We start from the raw sequence: 15,112 nt of genomic DNA, 5'->3' as shown, positions 1-15,112 counted from the left end.
ATCAGCGACCTCCTGCAGCGAGGATCAGCGGCTCTTCGGGCGGCAAAGGCTCGCCCTTGTGCGTGCGACTGATCAGGGCAATGGTGCAACCACACACCACCACCGAACCGATGGCCGCCAGCACCGCCACCGGGCCGCCGTGCAAGGCGGTGACCACGTTCTGCTGCGCGGCCATCGCCACCACCACGGGGATGTACATGGCGCCCCAGAAGCCCACACCCATCTCGCAGTCCTTGGTCATGCCGCCGCGCCTTTGCATCCACAACCGCGCGCAGATCAGCAGGATCATCGCGATGCCCACGCCGCCCACATTGGATTTGACCCCCAGCAACACGCCGAGCATGTCGCCCATGATCACGCCCGCGAGCGTGCAGATCGCCAGCAATGCCACACCGTAAATAATCATTGTTGTTGTCCTCAAAGTGCTCGATCGAAATTGTTGTTGTTGTGCTTCGAAAGCCTTGGGTCGTGCTTTATCGGTGGCGGCGCTCCTCCTCTTGCAGCAGGGCCTGCAAGGTATCCAGGCGCGCGCCTTCGCAGGCGATCACCGTGCCTTGTTCGAACACGCGACGTGACAGGCCGGTGAGCACCGCGCCCGGCGGCACTTCGATCTGCAGGCGCACGCCACGCTCGTAGGCGCTTTGCACGGTGCCGCGCCAGTCGACGACGCGGCACATGTTGAAGGCCAGGTCATCGCGCAGTTGCTCAGGGTTGTGGATAGGCCGCGCGCGAGTGCTGCTCAGGTAGGTGATGCGCGGCGCCTTGAGCGGGACGAAGGCCTGGGCGAGGACCCTGGCCGGTGCGTCCAGCAAAGCGCAATGGGACGGCACGCTGACCGCCAGGCGCCTGGCGATGCCGTTGCCCTTGATACGTTCTGCGACACGCTTCATCGCCGCGTCGCTGCCGGCAATGACCGTCTGGTTATCGGCATTGATATTGGCCAGGTACACCGGGGTCTGTGGGCTGTGGATTTCGGCGAGCAATGTTTCGACAGTGGATAACTGCGGGCCGATGATCGCGGTCATCCCGTAGCCTTGTGGATAAGCGCTTTGCATCAGTTCGCCGCGCAGGCTGACGAGTTTGATGGCATCGGCAAAGTCCAGTGCGCCGGCGATGACAGCGGCGGGATAGGCACCGATGGACAGGCCCGCCACATAGTCCGGCGCGTGCTGCAACAGACGCGCATGCGCCACGCCAGCCATCAACAGGCAAAGCTGGACGGCGCGCGTCGATTCAAGGGCCTGTGCCGAATCGAGCCGGCGCACGTCTTCACCCAGGGCAGCGCTGGCCTCGTCAAGGACGTCGACGGGCAGCGACTGGAGCATGCCGACTCGCTGGGCGCCCTGCCCCGGAAATACCAGCAAGCTGCTCATGCCACCGCCTGCCAGGGATCGACGACAAGGTGCGCCCCGTCGGCGGTTTTCAGCAGCACCCGGCGTGACGCGCCCGCCCATTCACGCAAGGCGACAGCGCCGACGGGGGTTTGCAGTTGCAGGTCGACGGCGCACGGTGCGCTATCGAGCATCGCCAATAACGCGTGCGCCTGGTCACGCTCAAGCGGCTCGGGGGTGCGCAGGATCAAATCCAGATCGCTCGCGGCATGCAACGCTTCGATGCCGCTGGCCAATTCGAATCCGGCACTGCCGCTGACGCCCCAGTCGTTATGCGCCAACAGCGGCCGTAGGTGGTCAAGTGCCCGCAGCGCCGGCACATCCCGTGGCGAGGTCACGTCCCGCAGGGCTTCGGGGGCCACGCGCCGTTGCACCGCGGCAATCGGCATCTGCGCGGCAAACCGCTGCTCGCGCAAACGTCCCCTTACACCGACCGCCACATGGCCCGGCGCGACGACGGCGCGACGCACCACCACCGGGTGGCCGGCGCTGAGCGCATCCACCACCCAGCCGGGCGCATCGGCAGGCAGATGGGCCGGGGTCATGCCCCAGAGCAAGTCGTGAGCGTTCACCATTGCTCCCGCAGCAGCTGACGCACGTGGCTGGACGCCGCACGATTGGACGCCCCCAGGCGCCCGCTCAGATTGGGGCCATCGATATCCTTGATCGCGTTCACCAGGCAATCGCTGACCCGCGCCACGTCGTCTGCCGTGGGCTGTTCAATCTGGCTGACCGTCAGCGTCTCCCAGAGCAGCCCAAGGCTGGCATAACTGTCGATGTCGTACGCCATCGGCGGCACGCTGGCGGCCAGGGCTTCGAGTTCTTCGACGCTGCGCAGGGTGACCCGCGCCGCCGAGGCCTTGCCCATGGCATGCACCATCACGCCGGGGTCGCGCAGGGCAATCAGGCGATTGGCCTGGTAACCGTGGGCGAGGAACGCACCGGACATGGCCTTGCCCACCAGCAGCGCAATCACCGGGTGTCCGGCCAGACGGGCGCGGGCGTAGCTGTCGGCGGCGGCGGCCAGGGCTTGATGGATGCCGAGGGCTTCTTCGCGACGACCGTAGGCTTGGCTGGGTACATCGACGATGGCGATCAGCGGGCGTTTGTCACCCCTGGCGATAGCGTCATCGACGGCCTTGGCGAGCCCCCAACCTTCCAGCAAACCGACTTCGCCATTGCGTGCGCGCGGGAAGCGGTTGTTCGTGTCGGTGACCACGGCGAGAAAACGCACGCTCTGGCCGTTCAACTGGCCATCGGCGATCCTGAGCGAGTCAGGCAAGCCTTGCACCCGCGTTGCGCCGGCGCTTAGCGCGTTAAACCACTGCAAACCTCTCATGGGCGTTCTCCCTGATACAGCGTGCGCACCGTCGCCGGTTCGATCTGCGCCGTGGCGTCCAGTTCGGCCAGGCGCGCCAGATAAAAATCAGCGCGGCGGCTACGGTGTTGTTCGGGCGCGCCTTGCTGCAACAGCGCGCTGACGGTCTGCTGGATCTGCGCCACATCGTCGGCCACATAACGGTCGGCCAACCCACTGTTGAAGCGCTGTTCGCCCCCCGTAAGGCTCCAGATAAACGGCCGGTCGCGGGAGTCGTATTCGTCCAACCCGGCTTCCTGCTCGATCACCTGCGGGCCGTTCAAGCCCAGGCGCGCTTCACGGGTGACCACCAGATAGCTGCACAACCCTGCGGCGATGGACATGCCGCCGAAGCAGCCGACACTGCCCGCCACCACGCCGATTACCGGCTGGTACTGGCGCAGGTCGACAATCGCGGCGTGGATATCGGCAATGGCGGCCAGACCCAGGTTGGCTTCCTGCAGGCGTACGCCACCGGTTTCCAGCAGCAGCACGGCGCGGGTCGGGATGCCGTTGCGGTTATCTTCAGCGGCCAGTTCCAGCGCTCCGGCGATTTTCGCGCCGCCGACTTCACCGAGGCTGCCGCCCTGGAAGTTACCTTCGATGGCGGCAATCACTACCGGCAGACCGGCAACGCTGCCTTTGGCGATGACCACCCCGTCATCCGCCTGGGGCACCACGCCCTGGCGGCTGAGCCACGGCGACATGACGCGTTGAAAGGGGTCGATCAGCTCGCGAAAGGTGCCGGCATCCAGCAACGCCTTGGCGCGCTGCCGAGCACCGAGTTCAACGAAGCTGTGTTTGTTGAGCCAATCAGTCATGGCCGATCTCCTCGAAGCCTTGCTCCAGGCGCAAACGCACCACACCGGGCGTGGCGCCAAAATCGTGGATATCAATGTTCAAGGCCGGTGGCATCTGTTCCTGGAAAATGCGTTCGAACAGGTGCTGCCAACGTTGCTCGGCGCCATTGACCGAGGTTTGTACCTGGATGGTCAGCGTGCCGGCGGTGCCCGGTTCCAGCAGCACTTCAAGGTCGCCGGAGCCGACGCACCCCACCAGCGCACGGCCTTTTGGCGGCTGCCCGGCGGGGAATTCAAAGGATAGGGTCTGCATCACAACGCTCCGTCGAGGCGGTCGATAAACAGGCAGGCGGCCAACAGGTCGGCGGCGCCGCCGGGGGAGGCATTCAGGGCCAGCAGTTGTTGGTCCAGCGCGTGCAGTTGGCGGCGGCCGGCCAGGGTTGCGCTGCCGCCGGCGTCCAGCACGGCCTGGGCGCCCTGTTGCAGGGTGGTCAGGCCTGCGTAGCCGGCGCGGTAGAGCACGCAGGTGTCGGCCAGTTCGGTCATGATCGCGAGCAAGGCGTCCAGGCGCGCGTTCTGTTCTCCGACGTTTTGCCGGCGGCTCTTGTGCAGTTGCGGCAGGCCGCGTTGCGTCACCGAGGGGAAGCCCAACTGCGCTTCTTCGCGGGCACCGCGAGCGCCGTAACGTTGGGCGACCAGCGCGCCGTGGCTCAGGGTTTGTGGCGCATGTCGGTCGTCGAGCAAGGCCAATCTGGCCGCGTTCAGCGTAACGCCGCCAGGGTCCAGGGCCGCTGCGGCGGTGAGCAGACCGAGCGCCCAGATCGCACCGCGATGAGTATTTACGCCGTTGGTGGTAATGAGCATCGCTTGCTCGCCTTCGCGGCCAATACGGCCGAGGGCTTCGCGCAGAGGCAGGCCGATTTCGCCGATTTCAAGCGCGGCCTCGGCCATTGCCTTGAACATCGGCCACAGCGACAGCGCCGAGGCGTGCATCAAGCCCAAGTGCAAATCGGTGTGGGCGCCGTTGCCTCGCCGGTCTACCAGGGCGGGCTTGGGCGACAAATCCGCTTCGTCGATCAGCGCATCGACCGCCCTATCCGCCAGGCGATCGGCCAGGCTCACTTCATGCAGTTTGAGGGCGCGCATCTACCAACTCCTGAATTTGGCGGGTGGGTTGTACAGGCCGCCGGACCAGTCCACCAGGTCGGCCACGCTCTTGGCGGCCAACAGCTCGCGGGTGGCGTCGGTGCGACGAATGCCAAGGTCTTCGGGCAGCGCAATCAAGCCTTCGCGGCGCATGCGGGCGGTGTCCTTGGGGTTGTGGCGCATGCCGATGGCGGTGACCCCGGCGACGGCAGCGATCATTGCCTGGCGTTCTTCCAGGGAACGCGCCTTGTACAGGTAGGCGATGCCTTCTTCGGTGAGCAGGTGGGTGACGTCGTCGCCGTAGATCATGATCGGCGCCAGGGGCATGCCGCTTTTGCGCGCCACTTCCACCGCGTCGAGGGTGTCGACAAAGGTGGGTTTGCCGCCTTCCTGGAAGGTCTCGACCATTTGCACGACGAGTTTTTTGCCGCGTTCGAGCAAGGCTTCGGGCGCATCATCGTGGCGCATGTCCAGCCAGGCCGGTGTGCCGTGGCGGCGACCGCGTGGGTCGTGGCCCATGTTCGGCGCGCCACCGAAACCGGCGAGGCGGCCACGGGTCACGGTGCTGGAATGCCCGTCGCCATCCACTTGCAGGGTGGCGCCGATAAACAGGTCCACCGCGTACTGGCCGGCCAGTTGGCAGAACATGCGGTTGGAGCGCATCGAGCCGTCGCGGCCGGTGAAGAACACATCCGGGCGTGCGGCGATGTAGTTTTCCATGCCCAGTTCGGTGCCGAAGCAATGCACGCTTTGCACCCAGCCGCTTTCAATCGCCGGGATCAGCGTGGGGTGCGGGTTGAGGGTCCAGTTGCGGCAGATCTTGCCCTTCAAGCCCAGGGATTCGCCGTAGGTGGGCAGGATCAGTTCGATGGCGGCGGTGTTGAAGCCGATGCCGTGGTTGAGCGACTGCACATTGTGTTTTTCGTAGATGCCACGGATCGCCATCATCGCCATCAGCACGTGTACCGGCTTGATGTGACGCGGATCACGGGTGAACAGCGGCTCGATATAGAACGGCTTGTCGGCCACCACCACGAAATCCACCCAACTGGCGGGGATGTCCACGCGCGGCAAGTCGGTGACGTCGTCGACCAATTGGTTGACCTGCACGATCACGATGCCATCGCTGAAGGCCGCGGGTTCGATCAGCGCGGGGGTGTCTTCGGTGCTGGCGCCGGTGTAAATGTTGCCGGCGCGGTCGGCCATGAAGCCGGCTGAAAGCACCACGTTGGGAATCAGGTCCACCACCAGGCGCGCATAGAGTTCGATGTAGGTGTGGATCGCGCCGATTTCCAACAGGCCATCTTCCAGCAACTGGCTGATGCGCAGGGATTGGGTGCCGGCGAAGGAGAAATCCAGCTTGCGGGCGATGCCTTTTTCAAACAGATCCAGGTGCTCGGAACGGCCGACACTGGGCATGATCATGTGCAAATCGTGGAGCTTGGCCGGGTCGGCCTTGGCCAGGGAGCGCGAGAGGAAGTCGGCCTGCTTCTGGTTGTTGCCTTCCAGTACCACGCGGTCGCCGGGAAGGATCAAGGCTTCAAGGGCCTCGACGATCTTGTCACTGGGCAACACCGCCCCGTCTGCATACTGCTTGACCAGCCCGAGCCGCCGCTGCTTCTCGTGGCGCCGCCGCGTCCAGCGCGAGTCGGGGGTGATGGTTGCTGTCATGGTTGCTCCACGGGGGGTTGCTGTCGTGGGGCTTTACCTTAGGAGTGATTCGGAAGGCCATCAATCAAGCCCGACGACGGATCATTACGGTGGGAGTAATGAAACTCAAAATGTGGGAGGGGGCTTGCCCCCGATTGCGGTGGGTCAGCTAATAGATATGTGGCTGATACACCGCTATCGGGGGCAAGCCCCCTCCCACATTTGCTCTGTGGCGCCTGTTAGATAGCGGTCCTAAACAAGGACCGATCAGTCCCTATTTGGGACCGCTTTAAAATTCCGGCGAAGGACTGACTTGCTCCAGCGCTCTATCGACCAGCAACTGACCCAACTCTGCCATCTGCTGAATTCCAAGCATGATGGCGCGCTGGGAGGTGTCCAGATCGAAGGCCAGGGTGCAGGTAAGCGCGTTGAGGGAGGACAGGGTTTCGCTGGCGTTGACCAGCAGGGTTTCGGTGTTTTGGTGAGGGTTTACGGTGAAGAGGGGTGGATTGGGGGTAGGTTTGATCATGATTGACAGCTCCGATATGTGATGGAAACTGCCCTCTTCCGCTTGCATGCGAATGAAGGTGGCAGCTGTGCGCAGGTGTGCAAGACCGGGCATATCGGACCCCGGCAGATCCCGAAGAATCTCCCACGCACAGCCGCCATAACGCGTACAGCAGGCATAAAAAACGCCCGTTGAATGGCTATGGGCGTTGGTGCGCCGACATGTAACCGGACTTGCACGTCCGTGTCACCCTTTTTTGCGATGACGTGACGAAGACTAGGCGCGCGGACTTCTCACCACAAGTTCATGCATGGCCCAAAATCTTGCAGGAAAAATCCGAAGGCCACACCCAATGTCATCCTTCCGATAGGCAGCAAAGAATGCTCCGACAGGCTTTTCAGGTTGTTGCTCGGAACTCGCCTCTCTAGCCTTTCCCATCCGAAAAGTGGTAACTGGCGCATCATTTTTCGGATGTTCGACGACCAGGTCGAACTGGTCGACTATCTTGACTACCACTGAGTAGAGGCATTGATATGGGTATGCACAACCCACCTCACCCAGGTGAAATATTGCTTGAAGATGTGATTCCTGCCTTGGGCATTACCATTACTGAAATGGCACGACGTCTTGGCTTCGCCCGCGAGACTTTTTCAAGGATCTTGCATGGCCACGCCCCGGTCAGCCCGGACCTCGCCGTCCGGTTGGAACGGGCCGGTGTGAGTACAGCCCAGTTATGGTTGTCGATGCAGAGTGCCTACGACTTGTGGCAGGCCGAGCATCGGGAGCAGCCGGTGATTGAGCGGTTTGCGCGGATTGATTGAGAATGGAGAAAGTGGGAGGGGCTTACCCCCCCATAGCAGTGGGTCAGCTAACACATTTCTGGCAGATACACCGCTATCGGGGGCAAGCCCCCTCCCACATTTGATAGCAGCCCCCGAGAAGTTCATGCATGGCCCAAAATCTTGCAGGAAAAATCCGAAGGCTGGCCCATCACAACACCATCATCACCTTGACCTTCCCCAGGCCTTCCAGTGCATAACTGTGGTACTCATACACTTCTCCCTGAATAACCAGCTGCAGAGCCCCCCCTTCATTATTGACTTGAACATCCGGCTCTTTTGTTTTGAGAAAAGGAGGCGCAGATACTAATGCGCTGAGTATTTCCTGATCACTTCCCAAATCCTTATGCACGTAGTACCTGTAGGAAAACCCCACCGTCGCACCACCTTGGCTATCTCGCGCACCATAAATCGACATACCGTTGCCCAGGGAATGCTTCAACACCACTTCATCCAGGTCGGGTGTTCCGGGCGACAGGATCCAACTGCCGCCGATATAGATCAGGCAGACCACAAGCAGGCAATTACGCAGAACAGGCATGAGGCGCTCAGTGGCCTTGCGAAATGGCATATTCAATACCTCTTCTTATCCAATATTGGTCCCGTGGGTCATCACCAATAGGCTCACCGCCCCACCATGATCCAAAATCCGGCGGCATTAACACTAAGGCCATTTGCGGGTCCTTGCTGGCAGTGAGGAACGGAGAAACTAAGCACTCCACTACGGCCTGAATACCCGCCTAATCCAAATCAGAACTCGCCTACAACAACTCCATCTTACAAGCCCCCTCCCACATTTGCTCAGTAGCGCCTTAGAAGTTCATGCACGGCCCAAAATCTTGCAGGAAAAGTCCGAAGCCACCCGCAGTCTGTCAAACACCGATACTTTAATGTGGGAGGGGGCTTGCCCCCGATGGCAGTGGGCCAGCCAGAGATTTATCAACTGACACTCTGTCATCGGGGGCAAGCCCCCTCCCACAGTGGATCTTCATAGCGCTCAAAGCTCAGGCCAGGCCGGACTCGGCCAGCAGCGCTTCAAGCCCCATCAGGTCCGGCACCTTCGCCACATGCTCGCCCACCTGCACCGCCGCCAGTTCCAGCGGGCACAGCGGTACGTCCACGTAGCTCAATTCGCTGTCGAGTTTGTACGAGCGAGGAATGCCCTGGATCACCACTGCGATGAACTTGAGCGTCGGCCGTCCGCCCAAGGCGTTCAACACCACGATCCTGGAGCGTTCGCCGGTCACGCTGGCTTCGCCGCACACGGCTTCGAAGCTGATCAAGGGTATGTGCCGATCCCGCCAGGTGACTTGGCGCAGGTACCACGGCGGTGCATCGCTGGCCGGTTCGCCGCGCTGGAAGTCGATCAGTTCGGCCACCGCGACATTCGGCAGGATCAGGTGACGATCAGCCAACGGCAACAACAGCCCGGTGAGTTGGCTCGTGCGGTGGTCAAGCATGGGACTTGCTCCAGTAAGCGATGCTCTCGAGCAATACCGACTCCTGGTACGGTTTGCCGAGGTAGTCGTTGACGCCGATGGCCATGGCGCGGTCGCGGTGTTTCTGGCCGGTGCGCGAGGTGATCATGACGATCGGCAGGCGCATCAGGCGCGGGTCGTTGCGCACCTGGATCGCCACTTCAAAACCGTCCATGCGCGGCATTTCGATGTCGAGCAGCATCAGGTCCGGGGTGTGTTCTTCGAGCAGGGCAAGGGCGTCGATGCCGTCCTTGGCGGTCAGCACGTTCATGCCGTTGCGCTCCAGCAGGCGGCTGGTGACTTTGCGCACGGTGACCGAATCGTCCACCACCAGCACCAGCAGCGGGCGCTTTTTCAGCGGGTCGTTGAGGGTCAGTGGCGTGTCCACCGACTGCGCCGGCAACGCCGGTGGCCGCGCACGGATGTGCGCCAACAGGTCGATAATCAGCACCACGCGCCCATCGCCGAGGATCGTCGCACCGGACAAGCCCTGCACCCCGGCAAACTGCGGCCCCAGGCCCTTGACCACGATCTCGCGCGTCCCCGCCATGGCATCCACATGCACCGCCACATGCCGCTCGTTGCACTGCATCAGCAACACCGGCACCGGCTGGTACTGGCCGAGCAGCCTGGGGCGACTGACGGTGTGCAACAGGTCGCCGAGGTAAAACAGTTCGTAGCGTTGGCCGGCGTATTCATAGCGCGGCGGGTCCTGCTGGTAGTGCCCCGCCAATTCATGGGGCAGCACACGCACCAGGCCCTCAATGGTATTGAGCGCAATCGCGTATTGATCGTCCGCGCATTGCACCATCAGGGCCCGATTGACCGACACGGTAAACGGCAGGCGAATCCTGAAATGCACACCCACGCCCGGGATCGAGTCGATCACCATCGAACCGCCGAGCTGGCGCACTTCCTCATGCACCACGTCCATGCCCACGCCGCGTCCGGAAATCTGGGTGATCTTTTCCGCCGTGGAAAACCCCGGTTGCAGGATGAACTGCAGCACGTCGCGGTCGCTGATCTCTTGATCGGGGTCAAGCAAGCCGCGCTTGATCGCCTTGCGGCGCACGGCTTCAAGGGGCACGCCGGCGCCGTCGTCGCGCATGTCGAAGACGATATCGCCGCCTTCGTGGGTCAGGTCCAAGGTGATGCGGCCCTTCTCTGGCTTGCCCGCCTGCAGGCGCACCTCGCGGGACTCAAGACCATGGTCTACGGCGTTGCGCAGCATGTGTTCCAACGGCGCCGCCATACGTTCCAGCACGTTGCGGTCCATCTCGCCCTCGGCATTGCCGATCACGAATTCCACGTCCTTGCCCAGCTCATCGGCCACCTGGCGCACGATGCGCTTGAGGCGCGGCAGCATGCGCTCGAACGGCACCATGCGCGTGCGCATCAGGCCTTCCTGCAATTGGGTGTTGATGCGCGCCTGTTGCTGCAACAGGTCGTGGGCGTCCTGGTTGCGGCGCTCGAGGGTTTCCTTGAGGTCGAGCAAGTCGGAGGCGGATTCGGACAGCGCGCGGGACAATTGCTGCAATTGCGAATGGCGGTCCATTTCCAGCGGGTCGAATTCCTCGTAGCCCAGGCGCTCGGCCTCGGTCTGCTGACGACTGAAAAGACCGCTCTGGGTTTCGCTGTCGAGGCGGCGCAGCTGATCGCGCATGCGCTCGATGGTGGTTTCCACTTCCGTGAGCGCGGTGCGCGCATCGTTGACCTGCTGCTCGATACGGCCACGGAAGATCGAGGTTTCGCCGGCCAGGTTGACCAGGTCGTCGAGCAGTTCGGCGGAGATCTTCACCATGTCGGCAGCCGGATCGACCACCGTCTCCGCCTTACCCGCCGGCAACGCCACCGGCACCACCGGCTCTTCGCCCGGGTGCACCAGGCTCTTGATGCGCTCGATCAGCTTGTCCACCGAGCCCACCGGCAAGCCGTCCGCCACGGCGTCGATCATCTGCGCCAGGCGGTCATGGCAACCCTGCAACAGCGCGAACAGTTCGGGCGACGGCGCCAGCAGCCCGGCGGACAGCCCTTCGTAGAGAAACTCCAGCTCGTGGGCCAGGTCGCCAATCGGGCCGATCTCGACCATGCGTGCGCCACCCTTGAGGGTGTGCAGGTCACGCAGCAGGGTTTCGACCTCCTGGCGGTTGCCGGGCTCGGCCTGCCAGCGCAGCAATGCACTGCCTGAACTGTCGAGAATATCGGCAGCTTCCTCGAGGAAAATATCCAGCAGCTCGGGGTCGGCGCCCGAAGGTTGCGCCGCTGCGACCGGGGCCGTCGGCAGACTGCTCTGGCGCAGTTCGCGCAACCTGGCAACCAGCTCGACACTGTCGCTCAATGGCTGCTGCCGGTGCAGCTCGTCCAGTTGCAAGGCCAGGCGTTCATGACTGGCCATCAGTGCCTGGGACAGCTCGGTGGAGTAGCTGTAGCGACGGTCCACCAGGCCTTCATAGACGCATTCGAGCTCCTGGGCCAGATCGCCCACCGCGTCGATTTCGGCCATGCGCGCGCCGCCCTTGAGGGTATGCAAGTCGCGCTGCAACGAGGACAACGGCGCCATGCCCTCGGGCTCCAGCAACCAGCGCTTGAGGGACTGCCCGGCGCTGTCGAGGATATCCACGGCCTCTTCAAGGAAGATGTCGACGATCTCGTCGTCCATCGCCGTGTGCCGGCTCAGTTGCTCGGTCGCGGCGCCCAGCTCGGCGATGCTCGGGGCGCGGTTGCCGTCACGTGTGATCAGGCCGGTGGCGGACGGATCGAGGGCGTCATCGAGCAATTCGCGCAGGGCCTGGACCCGTGCCGGCGCCGGGCTGATTTCCTGCCCGGCTGCCAGTTGGTCGAGCATGGTGATCAACGCTTCATGGGCCTGCTCGGCCTCATGGAAAAACCGTTCGCTGACCGCCAGGCTGCTCTCTTCCACCGCGCCATACAGGTCGAGCAAGGCTTCGCACAGTTGATCGATAGGGTGCAGGTCGGCGAGGTGCGCGCCCTCGCCCAGGGTGGTCAGCTCGTCCAGCAGCGCGGTGAGTTCCTGGCGCTCGCCGGGGTGTTGCTGCCAGCGACGCAGCAGGCTTTCGGCGTCGAGCAGGATGTCCATGCCCCGGGCCAGGAAGTTGGTGATCAGGTGCGGATCGCGCTTGACGTGCGGGCCGGTGCCGGGGCCGTTGAGCAGGGCTTCAAGCTGTTGGTCCAACAGGCTTTGGGTGCGCTTGATCAAGTCCGCTGCGCCCTTGATCGGCGCCAGGGGATTGCTGTCCAGTTCACGCAGCCCGCGCTGGAACACGCTTTCGGCTTCCAGCAGCAGCTCGACTTCATCCAGGTCCAGCGGCAGGCGATGGGCCTTGTATTCGCGGGTCAGGTGGTCGAGGGGACGCGCCAGTTCGGCCATCGGCAACACGCCGGCCATATAGGCGCTGCCCTTGAGGGTGTGCAGGGCGCGTTGCAGTTCATCACTGACCTGCAACGGCATGTGTTCGGCGGCCTGTCGCAGGAAGTGGTTGAGGCTGTCCAGATGGCTCTGGGCTTCGTTGCGGAAAATCTCCAGCAGCATCGGGTCGTGCGGCTCGATGACCGCTACCTGGGCGCCGCTGGCCCACCCGTGGGCGCGGGCAGCGAGGGCGTCGACCTCATCGCGCTGACGCTGTTGGCCGGTGGCGAAGTCGGCGATCAGCTCCGGCAGCAGCGCCACCGCCTCATCCAGCACCTGCCGCACCTCGGGACCGATCGCCACGCTGCACTCCAGCACGCGGTTGAGCAGGTTTTCCACGGCCCAGGCCAGTTCGGCCACGACCAGGGCGCGGACCATGCGACCGCTGCCTTTCAAGGTGTGGAAGGCACGGCGCATTTCGCCCTGGGCGGTTTTGTCCGCGCAGTCGGGCAAGTAACGGTGCAGCACCTGAAGGACTTCATCGGTCTCTTCGAGGAAGACTTCACGCAACTCGTCGTCAATCGGCGCTTCATCGCGGGGAGGCGGCAGCAGACTGCCCGGACGTTGCAGGGCCGGCGGGTTGAGACGCGAGGTGGGACTGGCCAGCGCATCGAACCGCGATTGGCTTGGCGCGGTGTCGCCGGACAAGACACCCTCGGGTGCAGCCAATGCCTGGCGCCAGGGTTTTTCCTGCGGCAGATAGCCCAGCTCGCTCAGGGCCTGAGTGGCCAGTTCCAGGACTTTTTCGCCCGCAGCGTCGGGGTCCTGGAGCATGCGTTCCAGGTAGTATTCAAGGCTGCTGATCACATCGGCAAAGCGCGCCAACTGCGCCTCAGCGGGCGCGGTGTCATTGACCATCAGTTGCTCATCAACATAATCGGTACACCCGCGCATCAGGCTAGCCGCACGGGGCAGTGGAATCATCGCCAGGGCGCCGCGTACCTGGCTCAACAGCTCAGGCAGGGATTCCAGGCGCTGGCGGTCCCAGTCGGCCTCGATGCAGTCGATCACCAATTCCTTGGCCTGGCGCAGGCACTGACAGGATTCGCGGATCACCAATTGATGGATCTGGGTCAGGTCGGTGGTCGGCAGGCGGCTGTCTTCACGGCTTTGCGGTTCGACGGTGCCGACCATTCCGGCCAGCGTGGCCTCGACGTAGAGCAACGCCCCGGCGACGTCCATCAATACGGCGTCACTGGGTTCGCGCTGCCCCTGGACCAGGCTCAATACCACGGCAAGCTGGTCGATGATGACTTTGCGCGGCTGGCCGAAACCGAGCACCGCCAGGGTGTCGGCGATCTGCCGCAGCGGTGCCAGCAGCGGGTCAAGGTCCTGGGTGTGCTGGCGGTCGCTGCGCACGAACAGATCGAGGCGCTCCTTGACCCGTACCAGCTCTTCGCACAATGCGCCGAGTACCGAGCCCATGGCGTTGCGGTCCGGCCCGGCCAGGCGCGCGCGCTCGGCATCGACCACGGCACTGTCGGGCAAGGCCTCATCCAGACCGTAGCGTTCCTTGAGACTTTGCATGCGCGGCGTCGGCCGAGTGACTTTGGCGACGTAGAACAGCAGGCTCTTGAGCAATTCGTCCGGCGCCGGCTGGTTGATCCCGCCGATGCCCTGCGCCAGCAGGCGCTTGAGTTGCTTGCCGCTGGCCTTGAGCAGGCTGCGCAGTGCCGGGCTGTTGGCGATCACGCCCGTCAGCATGCCTTCGACCAGCGCCGAGGCGACCTGCCACAGCGGCAACAGCGGCGCGCCCTGGCACAGCGCTTCCAGGCGCGCGAACACCCGCGCCATGTCTTCCAAGTTGCTCGGCCCGTGGTCCTCGCGCAGCAACCCGGCCAGGGCCTGTTGCAGCAGTGCGTGCCATTGGCGCAGTTGCGGGTGAAAGTCCGGCGGCGTGCGTTGGGCCAGTGCCTCATCGGGCAGCGCCGCGATGGTCAACAGTTGTGGACTGAACAGGCTGGTCTCCGACAGCAGGCTTTCACCGCGGGCGCTGCGCAGGTCGTTGAGCAACGGCAACACCACCAGCGGCAGGTCGCGACGGGCGCTGTGCACGCGGTCCAGGTACAGCGGCAATTGGCCGAGGGCCTGGTGCAGCAGGCGGATACCTTCGTCGCGCTGGCCGACGTGCCCGGCCTGCAGCGCCAGGGCCAGGGCTTCGATCTCTTCAGCCAGCAGCGCCGCGCCGTAGAACTCGACCATCTGCAGCGCGCCATGTACCTGGTGGATACCGGCCAGGCACGCCTCAATGGCGTCGCCGGTTTCAACGTAAACGTCCAGCGCCGAACGGGCCTGCTTCAGGGTTTCGGCAATGTCGCCCTTGACCCATTCGAGGGCCACGTAGTCGTGCCGATCAACCATAACTGCTCCGCTTGGAATTCATGGGTTGCTGGTATCTCACAAACGATGGAGATCCAATGTGGGAGGGGGCTTGCCCCCGATGGCGGTGTGTCAGGCGACCCACTTTTGACTGTTAGACCGTAATCGGGGGCAAGCCCCCTCCCACATTTGGAGCT

The 15,112-nt window shown here is 63.5% G+C and carries 13 protein-coding genes; 1 reads left to right on the top strand and 12 read right to left on the bottom strand.

Annotated features, from left to right (window positions below; translation table 11 throughout):
• Position 1: 1 nt before the first annotated feature.
• From madL to BFQ00_RS17455, 9 genes are all read right to left on the bottom strand, one after another.
• A complete protein-coding gene (gene madL, locus BFQ00_RS17495) occupies positions 2-406 on the bottom strand; it encodes a malonate transporter subunit MadL (protein WP_065934228.1) in 405 nt (134 codons plus the stop codon).
• 67 nt (positions 407-473) lie between these two features.
• Positions 474-1,373, bottom strand: coding sequence for a malonate decarboxylase subunit epsilon (gene mdcH / locus BFQ00_RS17490; RefSeq protein ID WP_065934227.1), 900 nt, complete (start codon positions 1,371-1,373; stop codon positions 474-476).
• Entirely contained in the window at positions 1,370-1,966 is a 597-nt protein-coding gene (locus BFQ00_RS17485) for a malonate decarboxylase holo-ACP synthase (protein WP_065934226.1), read from the bottom strand. Before BFQ00_RS17485 ends, mdcH begins: the two co-directional genes overlap by 4 nt.
• Complete coding sequence (gene mdcE / locus BFQ00_RS17480) at positions 1,960-2,730, bottom strand: biotin-independent malonate decarboxylase subunit gamma (protein ID WP_065934225.1); 771 nt, start codon at positions 2,728-2,730, stop codon at positions 1,960-1,962. The genes BFQ00_RS17485 and mdcE overlap by 7 nt, the downstream gene beginning before the upstream one ends.
• Positions 2,727-3,569, bottom strand: coding sequence for a biotin-independent malonate decarboxylase subunit beta (locus BFQ00_RS17475; RefSeq protein ID WP_065934224.1), 843 nt, complete (start codon positions 3,567-3,569; stop codon positions 2,727-2,729). The genes mdcE and BFQ00_RS17475 overlap by 4 nt, the downstream gene beginning before the upstream one ends.
• Positions 3,562-3,861 carry a malonate decarboxylase subunit delta gene (locus BFQ00_RS17470; RefSeq protein ID WP_065885370.1) on the bottom strand — a complete coding sequence of 100 codons (300 nt, stop codon included), beginning with the start codon at positions 3,859-3,861 and terminating at the stop codon, positions 3,562-3,564. Before BFQ00_RS17470 ends, BFQ00_RS17475 begins: the two co-directional genes overlap by 8 nt.
• Positions 3,861-4,694: a triphosphoribosyl-dephospho-CoA synthase gene (locus BFQ00_RS17465; RefSeq protein WP_065885369.1), complete on the bottom strand. Its 834-nt coding sequence runs from the start codon at positions 4,692-4,694 to the stop codon at positions 3,861-3,863. The genes BFQ00_RS17470 and BFQ00_RS17465 overlap by 1 nt, the downstream gene beginning before the upstream one ends.
• Entirely contained in the window at positions 4,695-6,365 is a 1,671-nt protein-coding gene (mdcA, locus tag BFQ00_RS17460; RefSeq protein WP_065934223.1) for a malonate decarboxylase subunit alpha, read from the bottom strand.
• 268 nt (positions 6,366-6,633) lie between these two features.
• Entirely contained in the window at positions 6,634-6,873 is a 240-nt protein-coding gene (locus BFQ00_RS17455; RefSeq protein WP_065885367.1) for a DUF6124 family protein, read from the bottom strand.
• 512 nt (positions 6,874-7,385) lie between these two features.
• On the opposite strand from BFQ00_RS17455, the gene BFQ00_RS17450 reads away from it, so the two are divergent.
• Positions 7,386-7,673, top strand: coding sequence for a HigA family addiction module antitoxin (locus BFQ00_RS17450; RefSeq protein ID WP_020301914.1), 288 nt, complete (start codon positions 7,386-7,388; stop codon positions 7,671-7,673).
• Between the two features lie 169 nt (positions 7,674-7,842).
• Here BFQ00_RS17450 and BFQ00_RS17445 read toward each other — a convergent pair whose 3' ends face one another.
• The 3 genes from BFQ00_RS17445 to BFQ00_RS17435 form a co-directional block, all read right to left on the bottom strand.
• Complete coding sequence (locus tag BFQ00_RS17445) at positions 7,843-8,262, bottom strand: hypothetical protein (protein ID WP_065934222.1); 420 nt, start codon at positions 8,260-8,262, stop codon at positions 7,843-7,845.
• 433 nt (positions 8,263-8,695) lie between these two features.
• The gene (locus BFQ00_RS17440; protein WP_065934221.1) at positions 8,696-9,151 is read right to left on the bottom strand and encodes a chemotaxis protein CheW; all 456 of its coding nucleotides are present in this window, start codon (positions 9,149-9,151) and stop codon (positions 8,696-8,698) included.
• On the bottom strand, positions 9,144-14,957 hold the full coding sequence (locus BFQ00_RS17435; RefSeq protein WP_065934220.1) for an Hpt domain-containing protein: 5,814 nt from the start codon (positions 14,955-14,957) through the stop codon (positions 9,144-9,146). Before BFQ00_RS17435 ends, BFQ00_RS17440 begins: the two co-directional genes overlap by 8 nt.
• Positions 14,958-15,112 lie beyond the last annotated feature (155 nt).

The sequence above is a fragment of the Pseudomonas sp. 28 E 9 genome (assembly GCF_900004785.1).
Lineage (GTDB): Bacteria > Pseudomonadota > Gammaproteobacteria > Pseudomonadales > Pseudomonadaceae > Aquipseudomonas > Aquipseudomonas orientalis_A.
Note: the sequence above shows the minus strand (reverse complement) of the source record. Positions and strands in the feature narration are given on the sequence as shown.